The organism is Alteromonas profundi (assembly GCF_010500865.1).
Classification (GTDB): Bacteria; Pseudomonadota; Gammaproteobacteria; order Enterobacterales; family Alteromonadaceae; genus Alteromonas; species Alteromonas profundi.
Map to the genome: position 1 here is coordinate 47,142 of NZ_JAAAWN010000018.1, position 13,729 is coordinate 60,870.

19 protein-coding genes are annotated in these 13,729 nt (G+C 45.5%); 8 read left to right on the forward strand and 11 right to left on the reverse strand.

The window, feature by feature from the left end:
• Positions 1-51 precede the first annotated feature (51 nt).
• The 4 genes from GTH32_RS13365 to rpoE form a co-directional block, all read right to left on the reverse strand.
• The gene (locus GTH32_RS13365; RefSeq protein WP_163086497.1) at positions 52-498 is read right to left on the reverse strand and encodes a SoxR reducing system RseC family protein; all 447 of its coding nucleotides are present in this window, start codon (positions 496-498) and stop codon (positions 52-54) included.
• Positions 495-1,670 carry a MucB/RseB C-terminal domain-containing protein gene (locus GTH32_RS13370; protein WP_163086499.1) on the reverse strand — a complete coding sequence of 392 codons (1,176 nt, stop codon included), beginning with the start codon at positions 1,668-1,670 and terminating at the stop codon, positions 495-497. Before GTH32_RS13370 ends, GTH32_RS13365 begins: the two co-directional genes overlap by 4 nt.
• A 12-nt stretch (positions 1,671-1,682) precedes the next feature.
• The gene (locus GTH32_RS13375) at positions 1,683-2,267 is read right to left on the reverse strand and encodes a sigma-E factor negative regulatory protein (protein ID WP_163086502.1); all 585 of its coding nucleotides are present in this window, start codon (positions 2,265-2,267) and stop codon (positions 1,683-1,685) included.
• Between the two features lie 89 nt (positions 2,268-2,356).
• On the reverse strand, positions 2,357-2,935 hold the full coding sequence (rpoE, locus tag GTH32_RS13380) for an RNA polymerase sigma factor RpoE (RefSeq protein ID WP_163086505.1): 579 nt from the start codon (positions 2,933-2,935) through the stop codon (positions 2,357-2,359).
• Positions 2,936-3,140: 205 nt separating this feature from the next.
• Here rpoE and nadB point away from each other — a divergent pair, with 205 nt between their 5' ends.
• Entirely contained in the window at positions 3,141-4,823 is a 1,683-nt protein-coding gene (nadB, locus tag GTH32_RS13385) for an L-aspartate oxidase (RefSeq protein ID WP_163086508.1), read from the forward strand.
• A gap of 173 nt (positions 4,824-4,996) precedes the next feature.
• On the opposite strand, the gene GTH32_RS13390 is transcribed toward nadB, so the two are convergent.
• From GTH32_RS13390 to GTH32_RS13400, 3 genes are read right to left on the reverse strand one after another with little or no spacing between them, the layout of a single operon-like run.
• Complete coding sequence (locus GTH32_RS13390) at positions 4,997-5,848, reverse strand: MaoC family dehydratase (RefSeq protein WP_163086511.1); 852 nt, start codon at positions 5,846-5,848, stop codon at positions 4,997-4,999.
• Positions 5,838-6,326: a protein YgfX gene (locus GTH32_RS13395; protein ID WP_163086513.1), complete on the reverse strand. Its 489-nt coding sequence runs from the start codon at positions 6,324-6,326 to the stop codon at positions 5,838-5,840. The genes GTH32_RS13390 and GTH32_RS13395 overlap by 11 nt, the downstream gene beginning before the upstream one ends.
• Entirely contained in the window at positions 6,307-6,564 is a 258-nt protein-coding gene (locus GTH32_RS13400) for an FAD assembly factor SdhE (protein ID WP_163086516.1), read from the reverse strand. Before GTH32_RS13400 ends, GTH32_RS13395 begins: the two co-directional genes overlap by 20 nt.
• Before the next feature lie 254 nt (positions 6,565-6,818).
• Here GTH32_RS13400 and ygfZ point away from each other — a divergent pair, with 254 nt between their 5' ends.
• Both ygfZ and GTH32_RS13410 read left to right on the forward strand, forming a co-directional pair.
• Positions 6,819-7,820 (forward strand): CAF17-like 4Fe-4S cluster assembly/insertion protein YgfZ, encoded by a 1,002-nt coding sequence (ygfZ, locus tag GTH32_RS13405; protein ID WP_163086519.1) that lies wholly within the window; start codon positions 6,819-6,821, stop codon positions 7,818-7,820.
• Between the two features lie 64 nt (positions 7,821-7,884).
• The gene (locus tag GTH32_RS13410) at positions 7,885-8,370 is read left to right on the forward strand and encodes an FKBP-type peptidyl-prolyl cis-trans isomerase (RefSeq protein ID WP_163086522.1); all 486 of its coding nucleotides are present in this window, start codon (positions 7,885-7,887) and stop codon (positions 8,368-8,370) included.
• Positions 8,371-8,438: 68 nt separating this feature from the next.
• Here the strand turns inward: GTH32_RS13410 and GTH32_RS13415 are convergent, their stop codons facing one another.
• Together GTH32_RS13415 and nadE are read right to left on the reverse strand one after the other, a co-directional pair.
• Positions 8,439-8,777: a P-II family nitrogen regulator gene (locus tag GTH32_RS13415; RefSeq protein ID WP_163086525.1), complete on the reverse strand. Its 339-nt coding sequence runs from the start codon at positions 8,775-8,777 to the stop codon at positions 8,439-8,441.
• 5 nt (positions 8,778-8,782) lie between these two features.
• Complete coding sequence (gene nadE / locus GTH32_RS13420; protein WP_163086528.1) at positions 8,783-9,616, reverse strand: ammonia-dependent NAD(+) synthetase; 834 nt, start codon at positions 9,614-9,616, stop codon at positions 8,783-8,785.
• A 275-nt stretch (positions 9,617-9,891) separates the two neighbouring features.
• On the opposite strand from nadE, the gene GTH32_RS13425 reads away from it, so the two are divergent.
• Complete coding sequence (locus GTH32_RS13425) at positions 9,892-10,479, forward strand: GspH/FimT family pseudopilin (protein ID WP_163086531.1); 588 nt, start codon at positions 9,892-9,894, stop codon at positions 10,477-10,479.
• 23 nt (positions 10,480-10,502) lie between these two features.
• Here the strand turns inward: GTH32_RS13425 and GTH32_RS13430 are convergent, their stop codons facing one another.
• On the reverse strand, positions 10,503-10,895 hold the full coding sequence (locus tag GTH32_RS13430; RefSeq protein WP_163086534.1) for a type IV pilin protein: 393 nt from the start codon (positions 10,893-10,895) through the stop codon (positions 10,503-10,505).
• A 79-nt stretch (positions 10,896-10,974) separates the two neighbouring features.
• On the opposite strand from GTH32_RS13430, the gene GTH32_RS13435 reads away from it, so the two are divergent.
• Genes GTH32_RS13435 through GTH32_RS13450 form a run of 4 tightly spaced genes read left to right on the forward strand, consistent with a single transcriptional unit; the run spans position 10,975 to position 13,243 of the window.
• On the forward strand, positions 10,975-11,499 hold the full coding sequence (locus GTH32_RS13435) for a prepilin-type N-terminal cleavage/methylation domain-containing protein (RefSeq protein WP_163086537.1): 525 nt from the start codon (positions 10,975-10,977) through the stop codon (positions 11,497-11,499).
• Positions 11,493-12,104 (forward strand): prepilin-type N-terminal cleavage/methylation domain-containing protein, encoded by a 612-nt coding sequence (locus GTH32_RS13440; RefSeq protein WP_163086540.1) that lies wholly within the window; start codon positions 11,493-11,495, stop codon positions 12,102-12,104. The genes GTH32_RS13435 and GTH32_RS13440 overlap by 7 nt, the downstream gene beginning before the upstream one ends.
• On the forward strand, positions 12,094-12,954 hold the full coding sequence (locus GTH32_RS13445) for a hypothetical protein (protein ID WP_163086543.1): 861 nt from the start codon (positions 12,094-12,096) through the stop codon (positions 12,952-12,954). Before GTH32_RS13440 ends, GTH32_RS13445 begins: the two co-directional genes overlap by 11 nt.
• Positions 12,941-13,243: a type IV pilus modification PilV family protein gene (locus GTH32_RS13450; protein ID WP_163086546.1), complete on the forward strand. Its 303-nt coding sequence runs from the start codon at positions 12,941-12,943 to the stop codon at positions 13,241-13,243. Before GTH32_RS13445 ends, GTH32_RS13450 begins: the two co-directional genes overlap by 14 nt.
• A 17-nt stretch (positions 13,244-13,260) precedes the next feature.
• Here GTH32_RS13450 and GTH32_RS13455 read toward each other — a convergent pair whose 3' ends face one another.
• Positions 13,261-13,722 carry a type IV pilin protein gene (locus GTH32_RS13455; protein WP_163086549.1) on the reverse strand — a complete coding sequence of 154 codons (462 nt, stop codon included), beginning with the start codon at positions 13,720-13,722 and terminating at the stop codon, positions 13,261-13,263.
• Positions 13,723-13,729: the final 7 nt, after the last annotated feature.

Below are 13,729 nucleotides of genomic sequence, written 5' to 3' on the forward strand. Positions count from 1 at the left end.
AACACCGTTATTTTTACCTATCTCATTAAAGCCCTTGGCTGTAGGGCGCGATTATTCGCTGATAGCACGAAGTAAGACAGTTTGATATTTACCTTGATCTCGACGCTTTAATCGCTTGGCTACAAAACGATAGGTAGCAAAGGTGACAAGCACGGCAGGAATAAGTGGCCATAATTCATGGGTCATTCCCATCATAGGCAGTAATTGGGATAGCCCCAACATTGCCGTAATAAAGACCAATAGCGGAATTAAATATAACCACGCTGATGCGCTTAAAACCCCCGCCTCTGGTACGCCTACAGTAACCTGCTGGCCGAGCGAAACGGGCAGCGGCGAACGCAAGGTTAACTGTTGCGTTTTCGGCGCCAGTGCGCGGGATATTGCGCCGGTACCGCAGTCGCTTTGTGCCTGACAACTACTGCAGGTAGACTTTATAGCTGCTTCAACGGTAATGAGATCACCGTCGATGGCGACAACCGTAGCAGTTTCTTTAATCATGGGTTTGCCGCTGGCGTTGGCGTTAACGATGTAGCCATAGCATTGGCGGTTTGCAGAGGAATTTCCCCTACTACCGTAACCTGTGCTTTACCATCGGTTAAGGTAAGAAATGTACTTAAATTATTACGCAAAACTAGATCGCTTCCCAGTGCATCTGCTGCAGGTTGCACATACACAGACACATCAACTAGCCCATCACTGTACATTTTGTACTCTACCACTTGCCCAGTTAACGCAAGTCTTCGAGTATCTTGTTTTACTTCTGTCATTCCTTTGGGAAGAAAGTCTACGTACCAAGAATGTGCTTTCGACTGACGCTGCGGGATCACCATTGGCTTTGGCAAGCTCGCTTTGTTAATACGCTCAAAATACGCATCTGGCGCAGCAGTTAACTCCATCGAAGTCACTTGTATTTGTTCGAGCAAGCCGCCTTGTAAATCAAGCATATTAAGCTTAAGTAGCATACCGGTTTCTTCATCTAACCATAGCTGATAACTAAATCGGTTGTTGTCTCTGCTAACAATACGAATTTGCTGCGCTGGACGTCCTGCAACCCTCGCTCTTCCTACAGATACGAACTCATACCCTGTTTTAAGCCGGTTGGGATGGTGTAACAACGAACTTGGGATAGGGCCATTGATATGCTCAGACTTCAAGCTATAAGGCGATACATCCGGCTCGAAAACGCTCACTATATCGCCAACTCTGATTAACTCTCGACCTGGCCCGTTCTGTAAATTTAGTTGTTCCATCACAGTGCCATCAGGCATCACTGCGTGACGCCAAAGATATGGAACGGTCTCGCCTCCTGCCCGACTTTGTACAAAAGACACCTGAAAATTTCTTGTGCTAACCACTTCGCTTAAACGCGTTAGCCATTCCGCGGTACTATCTGGCATCGCTAAAGGCGGCTTATCGGCGAGCACGGTGGACTCACTTTCAATACGATCAAGGGAGGTTTGTGGCGAAGTTTGCGTTGACGCTTGCGTCTCTTCTACTTCGATAGCGCTGTTAGAGGGTGTGGTTTGTTGGCCAGCCGCGTAACCACTTGTAAATAAGCCAGCGACCAATAGAAGGGAAAAATTCACTTTGCTACGTTGTTTTACTGTGTCCGAAAACACACGTACCAGCGACTTTGGCGCTGGTACGTTATTATTCACTGTATTTTTCATGCAACTTCGTCATTAGGGGCGCTGGTTAGGGCTGCCCTCATATTCATTCTCTTCTGACTCTTGCGCTTGCTTAATTTTTAACTGCTGTTCATGGTCGGCAATTAATGCGTTGATTTTACGCTTCTTCACAAGCACTTCGTTCATGTCGTTTCGTGGTAACGCACGGGTTTGCTCAAGGCTTACCGGCGCCAACCCACCTTGTGGCCCTGCCGTCGGTGCGGTCATAAAGGGTTCCGTCGGTGCGGGTTGATTGAAGTTCTGAACACCTAGAATAACCGCTACGGCCACTGATGCCGCCATGGCAAACTGCCCTGACTGCTTCGCAAAGGGTACCACATTCCCTAAAACGGGAACATTGCGCCATCGCGGTTTTTTCGGCGCGACTATAGCCGGCTCATCTTCAAGTGCCGTTGCCACTGCCGAAGCAATATCAAGTTCAGGTGCAACATGCGCTTCTTTTCGCATTACGCCTCTCATTACATGATAGCGTTGCCACTTCGCTTGTAGCGCGTCATCATTTTTGATGGCGTTGATGATGCTATCATCATCTATTTCGCCATCCATGAATGCGGACATTTTTTCTTGCTGTTGCGTCATAAATTCATTTCCTGACCATTCGTGATCATTTTCTACCCTAACACACCTGTTAGTCTACTCAATATGCAGAAAGTTCATTTTCCGCATATTTAATTTTCTAACAGCGGCTGGATAACCTTATCTATTGCTTCCCGAGCTCTGAAAATACGTGAACGAACCGTGCCTACAGGGCAAGACATCACCCCTGCAATTTCTTCGTAACTTAACCCTTCAATCTCGCGCAAGGTAATGGCCATACGTAAGTCATCGGGTAATTTCTCTACTACGCGAAATAGCGTTTCTTCTATTTCATCGGAGAGTAAGCTTCGTTCCGGTGTCGATTGTTCTTTTAGCGCGTCACTGCCTTCGTAATAATCAGCTTCCTCAGCATCTACATCACTCGCGGGAGGCTTGCGGCCCTGTGCTACTAAATAATTTTTAGCACTGTTTACCGCAATCCGATACAGCCAAGTATAGAACGCACTGTCGCCACGAAAATTTGGTAGGGCACGGTACGCCTTAATAAACGCATCTTGAGTAACATCTGCCACATCGCCTGAATTTTTCACATAGCGGGATACTAAATGCATAACCTTATGCTGGTATCGTGTCACCAGTAGGTTAAATGCATTCTTATCACCGTGCTGTACTTTCTCAACCAATTGTTGGTCGGTTATTTGCTCGCTCATTCGAGCCACTACTCCTACTTCAACTACAACATAGCTCTCACAAGCATGGATGTAGACGTTAACTTTTAAATAAAGTTCTTAATTCACATTAAAAATATTAAAAATAATAAAAAATGCTTAGGGAAAGTCGCAAGGATCATTGTGTTTTATCACTCATCCATTAGACTTGCCGAACCTTTGCTCATTTGAATATATATAAAAATACATGAAATCAGTGTCGTCTTCACTAACTTCCACGTCAAATGCCATAGAACATCGATGTGATGTGCTCGTTATCGGTAGCGGAGCTGCCGGATTAAGCCTAGCACTTAAATTGGCAGAACATTGCCAGGTTATTGTATTAAGTAAAAGTGATAGGAACGAAGGTTCAACACGCTATGCGCAAGGAGGTATTGCGGCAGTATTTGATGAACAAGACTCAATTGATGCGCATGTAAAAGATACCCTAAACGCAGGCGGCGGCCTATGTGAAGAGCCGGCCGTACGGTTCACTACGGAACGGGCTAAAGATGCGTTAAGCTGGTTAATTGGTTATGGGGTACCGTTTGATACGGAAAAGACCGAATCAGGTGAAAAGCGCTTTCATTTAACCCGCGAAGGTGGCCATAGCCATAGACGTATTTTGCATGCCGCAGATGCCACTGGCGAGGCGTTGCAAATTACCCTTAACGATGCCGTATCTACGCACCCTAACATACATATTTTTGAACGTTACAACGCTATCGACCTCATTCCCTCAAAAACCCAAAAGGGTCACTGCGTAGGGGCCTACGTGTGGAATCGCACGCAGGAACATGTAGAAGTGATTCGCGCACCTTTTATTGCGTTGGCCACAGGGGGCGGTAGTAAAGTTTATCAGTATACCTCTAACCCTGACGTGTCTAGCGGCGATGGTATTGCGATGGCATGGCGAGCAGGATGTCGGGTTGCAAATATGGAGTTCAACCAGTTTCATCCCACCTGCTTGTTCCATCCACAAGCTCGCAACTTTTTGATTACTGAAGCGCTACGTGGCGAAGGTGCATTTTTATGCCATGCCGATGGCACTCGGTTTATGAAAAAGTTTGATGAGCGTGGCGATTTGGCGCCGCGGGATGTGGTTGCGCGTGCGATAGATTATGAAATGAAACGGCTAGGCGCTGATTGTATGTATTTAGATATTAGCCATAAGCCTGCCGATTTTATCGTTAAACATTTTCCTAATATCTATCGTAAATGTCGCTCACTGGGCATTGATATTACCCGTGAACCTATTCCCGTGGTACCTGCAGCGCACTATAGCTGTGGCGGTGTAATGACTGATTTCAACGCTAAGACAGATTTAGAGAACGTGTATGCTATCGGCGAAGTGGCCTATACGGGGTTGCACGGTGCTAACCGTATGGCGTCAAACTCGCTATTAGAATGTATCGTTTTTGCCACTGCCGCCGCTGAGCACATTATTTCTAAATTGCCCATCGCCTCTTGTGAAGAGCCCATATTACCGTGGGACGAAAGCCAAGTGTCAGACTCAGACGAAGAAGTTATTATTCAACATAACTGGCACGAGTTGCGCTTGTTTATGTGGGATTACGTCGGGATCGTTCGAACCAATAAACGTTTAGAGCGTGCTATGCGCCGTATTCAATTGTTAGAGCAGGAAATTAACGAGTATTATTCCCATTTTAGGGTAAGCAACAACTTACTTGAACTAAGAAACTTAGTGACGGTAGCAGAACTTATCGTGCGTTGTGCAATGGCGCGAAAAGAAAGCCGCGGTTTGCACTTTAACCTTGATCACCCGGAACAATTAGCAAACCCTGTGCCGACCATACTTGCCCCCGAACCTAACGAATCTCAATCGGTGCCGGGCTCATTAAACGCTACCTCATCGAGCCCCCATCTCTAGTGCTCACATATGCCGCGCGGTTTTACCGTGCACACAGTGGACATCGAAATAAGGTTAAGGTGCGGTAATAAAAAGCGGTAACAAAAAAGCCCCCTGCTCGCCATAATGCAAGTTATATTCGGGGGCTTTTTATGCGCATGTATCTGTGCTGTGCTTAGGTAGTTTACGCGCCGTTAAAAGGTAAGCTGCGCTTTTAGATGGGTATATGCGTGTTCTTCGTCAACTACATCCACATTGCATGCGTTTTCAGTTTCACAATAGGTTATTAACTGTACTTTCGAGGGCAAATAAATGGGGCGCTTAAAGTAGCAATCTACCTGACTTAGCACTTTGTCTTCATTTTGCATAACCACAGAAATCGTTCGCGCCAAGGTCCACATGCCATGTGCAATGGGTTGTTTAAATCCAAACGCTTTAGCCGTGAATGGATACAAGTGAATAGGGTTATAATCGCCCGAAAGTTTGGCATACCTGCGCCCAATGTCAGTAGAAACATCAAGGGTCCCGATTTCACATTGGCTTTCTTCAAAACAGCTATCATTCGTTTGCGCTGGAATAGGCTTAGGCGCAACATGTACCGCTTTTGCTTTCAATAAGTAGGTGCTAATGGCTTCATAAACGCATTGTCCATGTTGAAAAGCAAACAAAGACACATCAAATTCCCACCCTCTGCTATGAGGCCGCACGTCGCTAAATTTAACGCGGCACTCAAAAACGTCGGTTATATTGCAGTTCCCATGCACTTGAACCTTATTGGCGTAATGAATTAAACCGAGTAAGGGAAATGGACTTTTTTTGTCAAGTAAACACTGCATTTGCAACGGCAACGACAGTACCTGCAAATACAAGGGATGCATGTGATCATCGCTATGCCACTGCGTTTCATGGCAGAATTTTTGGTAGTGTGTGCTATCCACATTAATGTATTTAGTATAAATACGAGGAGGTAACGTAGGCGGGCGAAATTGTGATAACTGCCGCGAATCTGCTCGTTTAAAGAGGGCTTTTATATACTCACGAAACATCAATGTTATTCCTTGTTACGTTGTGAATGTGTGCTTGTAAAACGGAGCGACAAAAACGTCTATAGTCCGCTTCTGCACATTCACCTTTCAATATCCAGCGTAAGTGCTTCGCCGAATTTCTACTGCCACAATCGGCGTTTTTCGCCACTGCTAATGCAATGCCCCACGGCATTATCTTTGACGCAGGGTGAATACTGTAGGTAGGAAAACTTACTTCTTCCCCAGCCAATAAGTGGGTTTGCAGTGTACCATCACAGGCTAAGGTATACAGATCACTATGACCTATATTTTTGTAACCAAATACGTTTTTTAATCCGACAAGGCCTGTAAACGCCGCTAATGCCAGCCAGGGGGCCACTGCGTAAGACCATACTGGTTCAGGCATAGCAACAAGGGCAAGGGCCAACGACGCCACGGGTAATAAGAAACCGTAGCGTCTTATTGCACAATAATGCAGCTTAACCCTGTGCTTTGACACGATTGACGACGATGGAAACCATCTCGGCGAGTTCAGGGTCGTCGCACTTCTGGTGGCCCATTATCCATGCAAATAAATCGGGATCATCACACGTGAGTAAACGCTCAAATGTTTCTTGTTTTTCATAGGGTAAATCAGCAAAAGCTTCTTCTACAAACGGCAACAAAAGAACGTCTAGCTCTAACATTCCGCGGCGACAGGCCCATTTAAGGCGAGATAATCTTTTTTGTTCAAACATATCAGCATTCTAGTTATTAGGACTGTTAGATAATATCATGGCGCGGGGGCCAGGATCACTGCCCTTTTAGTCTGATTCGCTGAGTATTGTAACGAGGGTACGCCTTTTTTCCTGTATTTTAATACTTCGCGAACGGCATATACGCGCGATTGTGCATTCCCCCCTTGATATATTGATTTAGCACCACACCTTAAAGAGAATAGTTAAACGCGTTTTACTGACGCTATCATTTGCAATTTTATTCAGGACTCTACATGACAGCATTACACTCGCTCTCAGATCTGCCATCTCATTACGCCATCCGTTTATCCAATCAAATGTTGATAAGCCTTGAAGGCGAGCAGGCGGACAGCTATTTACACGGGCAAGTAACGGTGAATGTTAACGAACTGGATAACACCAAGGTTAGATTTTGCGCCCACTGCGACAATAAAGGCAAAACTTGGTCTGTTTCGATGATTACACGAATGAACAATGAAATAGTTCTCGTTACCGATAAAGAGGCAGGTGCGCACACCCTTGCACAGCTCAATAAGTACGGCGTTTTCTCCAAAGTAGACATTGTGGATAAGAGCGATGAGTATAACCAGTATTTTATTAGCCAAGCCTTAGCTGAATCGGTATTAACGCCTTATTTTGATAGCTTGCCTGAAGAGCCTATGAGCTCTGCGCAATCTTCTGCGGGAAAAGTGTTCAAAGCCCCGTTAAGCCAGGCCGGCTACTATCTCATTATCGCGGCTAGCGAATCCAAAGCCTTAGAAGAACGCTTTAGCGAAAAAGCCGAGGGCGCTGTCTATTCGCAAGAGATTTATAATGCTTTATTGATTAGCAACGTAATTCCGACACTTAGTGAGAGCGGGGTTAATGAGTATATTCCGCAAATGCTTAACGTGCAGGCCATCGATGGTATCGACTTTGATAAAGGGTGCTATATGGGCCAAGAAGTCGTCGCACGCACTCGCTTTCTTGGAAAAAATAAGCGAGCGGCCTATAGTTTTACTATACCCAAAGCAGTTGATGTTGAAGTTGGCAGTAACCTCGAGAAACAGTTGGGTGACAATTGGCGCAGAGCAGGTATGATCATAGCATCGGCCACGCTCGCCGAAGAAACGTGGATAATGTCGGTACTTGCCAATGATACACAGCAAGACGACGCTCATCGTTTAGCACAGCAACCAGACATTGTGTGCTACCCAAATCCACTGCCCTACAGTATTGAACAAGCGGCCAGTAAAATTGTGAAAAAGCGTAAATAGATACGTCTGGGGTTCAAACAATTTAAATTCATCGCCTTACGAGGCCCAAAAAATAGGATCTATTATGACCATTACTTCTGATAGTGTTGTTAGCCTTCACTACACAGTGTCTACCGAAGACGGAACAGAGCTTGACTCGTCTGTTGGTAAAGAACCTTTAGTAGTGCTACAAGGCCGCCGCTTTCTTATTGAAGGCTTAGAAGACGCCTTAATGGGAAAACAAAAAGGCGACAAATTCAACCTATCGGTTGAGCCAGAAAAAGCGTACGGAGAACGTATCGATGCCCTTGTGCAGCAAGTGCCACGTTCAATGTTTGATGGCATGGACGTGGAAGTGGGTATGTCGTTTAGAGCGACAACCCCTGAAGGTGAGCAATCGGTTATCATTATTGAAACCACCGACGAGGAAGTTGTGGTGGACGGTAATCACCCGCTAGCGGGTATTCCCCTTACCTTTGATGTAGAAGTTGTTGATGTTCGAGATGCTACCGCAGAAGAACTTGAGCATGGCCACGCACACGCAGCTGGCGGTTGCGGCCACGATCACTAAATCTTAGTTAATAAAAAGGGAGCCAGTTGGCTCCCTTTTTTGTTTATAGGCTAGGGTATTAGTAATACTTATATTGCTTCTTCGTTTTGCTCACCAGTACGAATACGTATGGCGCTCTCAACGTTGTAAACAAATATCTTACCATCGCCAATTTTACCTGTCTTAGCCGAAGATTCTATCGCTTCAATTGCTTGCTCAACGCGGTCGTCATCCAACACCACTTCAATTTTAATTTTAGGTAAAAAATCAACTTGATATTCTGCGCCGCGGTATAACTCGGTGTGACCTTTTTGGCGACCAAAGCCTTTTACTTCAGATACTGTCATACCAGCAATACCAACTTCTGCCAGCGCTTCTCTTACATCGTCCATTTTAAATGGTTTAACTATAGCTTCTATTTTTTTCATAGCACCTACTCGTCGTAAATTGTGGGTATAGGAACGCGCTTATGTTGAGTACGCTGATAAATGTACAGTAGCTTCTCAACCACTTCCGCTGATACAGACTTACCTTCAAGGAAATCGTCAATTTGATCATAAGTCATGCCTAAGGCTTTCTCATCAGCCTTCTGTGGCGACAAACTCTCTAGATCAGCGGTAGGCGCTTTAGTAATAACATGCTCAGGCGCTTTCAAATAGGCTGCAACTTGACGCACTTGACGTTTACTAAGCCCAAACAAGGGGGCTAGATCACATGCACCGTCTCCGTACTTAGTGTAAAAGCCTGTGATATTTTCAGCAGAATGGTCTGTCCCTAGAACTAAACCATCCACCAAACCGGCTATCTCGTATTGGATAACCATACGCGTACGCGCTTTAACGTTACCTTTAACGAAGTCTACTTTGGCGTCGTTGTCAGGCAATAGGCCTGTACCATTAAGCGCATCAGAAGTAGCTTGGTGGATAGCGTCTGCGCCAGGCTGTACGTTTACGGTTACCGCGTGGGTGGGCTTGATGAAATCTATAGATGCCTGCGCATCTTGCTCGTCAGCCTGGGTTTGGTAAGGTAATCTAACGGCAATAAATTGATACGCTTCGTGCTGCTCGGCGTTCAACTCATCCACTGCGAGCTGAGCGAGCCGACCTAACGTACAAGAGTCAATGCCACCGCTTATTCCTAGCACAAGTGCATTTAACCCTGAAGAAAGTAACTGCTTCTTGATAAAAGACACACGACGCGTGACTTCAAAGGCTACGTCGATTTCAGGCAGCACTTTCATTTCTTCAATAACTGCTTGTTTTTGCATTATAATGTCCACATTGATTAAGGCGTCCTGAGGTCTGAGTTTACGCCAAACTGAAACCAGATGTTAGTGCTATTGGGTACATTCTTATCCATAAAGGTTAAATTAAGCGCCTCGCTAACAGCCATTGTATTGTCAACAATGCCTAATTGTTAATTGGCATACCCAACTCTCGCCATTATAGTTTACTCTAAACCACGCATCATACGTTGGCTCTACTATCACATTGGTCTCGTATAATCTGTTTTTGACCTTAGTGGCTTTGGATAACATAAATAGTGAAAATTGCACCGCGCCCCACGTCGATTATTTCGGCCCACGTTCAGGCAGGGCTAACCCTCTTTGAAATGCTAATTACGGTAGCAATACTGGCCATCATGGTGACTATGGTAGGGCCCAATGTATCCAGTATACTTATAAAGAATAGGATAACTGCCGATATAAACAGTCTTAGTGCTATTGTGCAACGAGCGCGCTTTACTGGTGTCAATGAGCAGGTAAATGTAACCTTGTGCCCGTCTATCGATTACATCAACTGTGTAGACGATTGGCAACGCGGTAAAATGGTGTTTATTGATAGTAACGGCAATAGCAAGATTGATAATAATGAAACCTTAATAGCCACCAGCGACGCTATAAACCAACGTAACTTAATATTAGGTGCATCAGGTAGCCTTCTGTTTTTCGAAGATGGCAGTATAGATACTCGTACCTCCATAATCATATGCCCAGATACCCGAGATGCTAGCTACGCTTCCGCTGTGCTATTAACGCTTAACGGTAGGATTGCAGTAGCCATAGATAGTGATAATGATGGCCTTAAAGAGGATTTAAGTGGAAGCCCCCTTGCCTGCTCGTCTACGTAAATACACAGCGCCTCGCCCCTAGGCTATCCAAGCCAGCATTGACTCGGTAAGGTCGCTACTGGGGTTATGGTTAAGGTTCTACATTCATCCTCTTTAGGCAAGTATTGCAACGTGACAGAAATAGCGTAGCCCGCGCTGGGTTTTTCTTCTTCGCTAACAGACACACCTTTTATATTGTGCATAGGGAGGCCGGTTAAACGTCGGTATTGCCCTTCATTTAACCAGTAATATTCTTGTTTTATTTGCAAGGTCAATAAGTAAGTAATAGCTTGGTGACGCGTGGCGCGATCACGACTTGCTTGATAGCTAGGCACAGCAATAGCCATCATTATGCCAATCAATCCCACTACGAGCATCAACTCAATTAGAGAAAAGCCTGCATGGCTTGTTGTGCCTCGTTTATTTTTCCCACCCATGGTACAGCTTCCTTCTTCCCATTGTTTCAGTATGCTCAAGGTTACCAACAGAGAAATAGCCACATAACCGGACTAAAGCATGGTTTATCTTCCCCACCGAGGGTTCACACTCACAGAAAGTATGGTAGCGGTCAGCATCGTAGCCATACTCACCATGCTCGCGGCCCCTTCTTACCTGAACTGGCGACAACAGAGTGAATTTGTTGCCGCCTTACGACAAAGCCACTTGTTGCTGCACCAAGGCAGAACGCATGCGTTATCACACCGAAAAACAGTGAATGTAGCTATAGACCCCTCACACGCGGGCTGCCTGGGGCTTACTACCGGCAGTACGTGTAACTGCCATCAAGTGGGGGAGTGCCACATAGGAGGCCAAGAATTCAGATTAACCTACGCAACGCTCAATAGCCGCCTGGAAGTAGCTGGAGATGAAAAAAAGACCATCACTTTTGACGGCACCCACGGCATGGGTTTTTCAAGCGCACTTAGCTTATCTATCGTTACTGACGATTACGAAGGACGAGTGGTTGTGAGTAATTTAGGGCGAAGCAGAATGTGTTCGCTCGCGAATGCTATCGCCACCAGTGGTATTCCAAAATGTTGAGCAAGACTGGTTTTAGCTTAACCGAACTTATAGTTGCACTGGCAATTGGCGCTGCGGTTATCCTGTTTGCCACATCAAGTGTGCTTAGCTTGGCGCATTCGTTAAATACCCTGAACCAGCGGCTGGTTTTAGAAAGTGAATTGCGACTTCTTACCCAAACCATATCGTTGCAGCTGTCCCGCGCGGGCTATCTGGCAGAAACGGGAGAAACTCATAACAATGGAAGCCTTAGTCTTTTAACTGCCCCGGCCCCGGCGATACTCATCGACAAACACCCCACCGGCGCGCCAGACTCTTGTGTACTTTTCGCCTACGACAAAAATCATGATGGTAAAATTTCTCTCGCCGCCCCATCTGAAATGCTTGGTTTTCGTTTGCGCGACAAGGCGCTAGAGTATCGCGTAGCAGGGAAGTCTTGCAGTCAAAGTGGCTGGCACGATCTTACTGATAGCAAAAAAATGGTGGTATCGGCTTTCACGCTCAGCCCGGTTTATCACTCCCTTAGCGAACAAGTAATACAGGTATATTTAGCGGTTCATACTACCCACAACCCGGCCCTAAAATCGACTAGCAGCATAGTAATAAAGGTAAACAATGCTTATTAAAACAGTCAATAAGGTGCCACAAAGTGGAATTGTACTCCTTAGCGTAGTGAGTATTCTATTAAGTTTAGCCACACTAAGTATTTGGATTAGTAGCCAACGCTTGGGGGGCGAAATGAGAATGCTTAATAGCCGATTTTCCCACCAGCAAGCATACGCCGACCTTGATGAAAAAATGCAAAACATTGTGCAGCAACTTAAGCTAACAGGTGACGGTGCACAGATGCGGGAAAACTACCCGACAAGCACAATACACCGACAAACTTTTACCGCGAGCAATGGAACCATGGTTAACCGCTTTAACATTCACCTCATCGCTAACTCGCCTAGCATTAGTATATATCGTGCTTATTTGCGATACAGTGGCCTGTTTAATCTTCCTGACAGTGCGATTACCGAAGACGATGACGATATTACAACGCGGCTATTAAATCGTTCAATCCGCGAATTATCTCCTGCGGATTTTGACGCTACTCAAACAATACAAAACTGTGAGAAGAAAATTACGCGTACGGTAGTGTGGATAGAGGGTGATTGTCATATCGGCAATACCCAATCATTAGGCACTGCAGACGCTCCCATACTGCTTATTGTTAAAAACGGTAATTTAACACTTGGTTGGAATTCCACCCTTCACGGGTTAGTCATACTGGTAACCACCACAGGCACACCTAAGCGCCTAGCGATAAAACACAGCAGTAAGGTGATAGGCGCAATAATGAGCAATCAACCACTCAGTATGCAAATCAATGGAATGGTTTCATATGATCTTAGGTTACTACAACGGCTACAAACATCTGCTGGCGTACACCGGGTAGTCCCGACACGAGGAAGCTGGCATGACTTTAAGTAAACGGCTTTGTATGCGTCATAATGCGGGCTTTGCACTTACAGAAGTATTGATTGCCTCGGTACTTTTCATCACAAGCATATTAATTTTATTGGCGTTTCACCAAACCGTTTTTAATCACTGGAAACAGACGCTAGCCCTTAGCAAGCAACAAGATGCAAAACGCTTGGCCGTTACCCGTACACAAGCAAGAAACAATAAGCATAATACACAGCAAATACTTAGCGATATTGCTCGATTAGACCCCGTGCTCCCCCATAGTGATGCTCAAACACCGCTACCGAAGGAATAAGTCAGTCATCATTGCTTTTAACAACTCCAGCAGTACTCAGATGACTCAATACTGTCGTTATTGTTAGCATCCCATGCTTTGCGACCATCGCTAAAATAAAATAGGCTACCATCAGCGGCCTGCGGGCTCCCTGACACCGGCACCGCTTCTATCAAAAACGAAGATGTATCGGCTGATACAATAGTTAAATTATAGCGTTTATTCGCTGCGCCTTCCGCCGAAGGGGAGTAACTGGCAAAAATAGCCGGCGTCCCCGTGTTTGCGCCATTTACGCCTGCGCCTTGATAACTAAAACTTCCGCTATGATGGCGTTCCATGGCAGACGCTAAGCCTAGCAAGTCGGCTTGTGCATTGCTTCGATAACTACCTACCACGACCGATTGATATGATGGGTAAGCAATGCTGGCGATAATGCCAATAATGGCCACTACTATCATCAGCTCGATAAGGGAAAAACCGTGTTTACTGGCTATTTTCATTGTTTTA

What these genes read in the sequence shown, in the direction of transcription:
- GTH32_RS13430 (WP_163086534.1), bottom strand. Translation starts at nt 10,895, where the DNA reads ATGGGTGGGAAAAATAAACGAGGCACAACAAGCCATGCAGGCTTTTCT.
- ygfZ (WP_163086519.1), top strand. Translation starts at nt 6,819, where the DNA reads ATGACAGCATTACACTCGCTCTCAGATCTGCCATCTCATTACGCCATC.
- GTH32_RS13390 (WP_163086511.1), bottom strand. Translation starts at nt 5,848, where the DNA reads ATGTTTCGTGAGTATATAAAAGCCCTCTTTAAACGAGCAGATTCGCGG.
- GTH32_RS13440 (WP_163086540.1), top strand. Translation starts at nt 11,493, where the DNA reads ATGTTGAGCAAGACTGGTTTTAGCTTAACCGAACTTATAGTTGCACTG.
- GTH32_RS13455 (WP_163086549.1), bottom strand. Translation starts at nt 13,722, where the DNA reads ATGAAAATAGCCAGTAAACACGGTTTTTCCCTTATCGAGCTGATGATA.
- nadB (WP_163086508.1), top strand. Translation starts at nt 3,141, where the DNA reads ATGAAATCAGTGTCGTCTTCACTAACTTCCACGTCAAATGCCATAGAA.
- rpoE (WP_163086505.1), bottom strand. Translation starts at nt 2,935, where the DNA reads ATGAGCGAGCAAATAACCGACCAACAATTGGTTGAGAAAGTACAGCAC.
- GTH32_RS13400 (WP_163086516.1), bottom strand. Translation starts at nt 6,564, where the DNA reads ATGTTTGAACAAAAAAGATTATCTCGCCTTAAATGGGCCTGTCGCCGC.
- GTH32_RS13445 (WP_163086543.1), top strand. Translation starts at nt 12,094, where the DNA reads ATGCTTATTAAAACAGTCAATAAGGTGCCACAAAGTGGAATTGTACTC.
- GTH32_RS13450 (WP_163086546.1), top strand. Translation starts at nt 12,941, where the DNA reads ATGACTTTAAGTAAACGGCTTTGTATGCGTCATAATGCGGGCTTTGCA.
- GTH32_RS13435 (WP_163086537.1), top strand. Translation starts at nt 10,975, where the DNA reads ATGGTTTATCTTCCCCACCGAGGGTTCACACTCACAGAAAGTATGGTA.
- GTH32_RS13370 (WP_163086499.1), bottom strand. Translation starts at nt 1,670, where the DNA reads ATGAAAAATACAGTGAATAATAACGTACCAGCGCCAAAGTCGCTGGTA.
- GTH32_RS13415 (WP_163086525.1), bottom strand. Translation starts at nt 8,777, where the DNA reads ATGAAAAAAATAGAAGCTATAGTTAAACCATTTAAAATGGACGATGTA.
- GTH32_RS13375 (WP_163086502.1), bottom strand. Translation starts at nt 2,267, where the DNA reads ATGACGCAACAGCAAGAAAAAATGTCCGCATTCATGGATGGCGAAATA.
- GTH32_RS13365 (WP_163086497.1), bottom strand. Translation starts at nt 498, where the DNA reads ATGATTAAAGAAACTGCTACGGTTGTCGCCATCGACGGTGATCTCATT.
- GTH32_RS13410 (WP_163086522.1), top strand. Translation starts at nt 7,885, where the DNA reads ATGACCATTACTTCTGATAGTGTTGTTAGCCTTCACTACACAGTGTCT.
- nadE (WP_163086528.1), bottom strand. Translation starts at nt 9,616, where the DNA reads ATGCAAAAACAAGCAGTTATTGAAGAAATGAAAGTGCTGCCTGAAATC.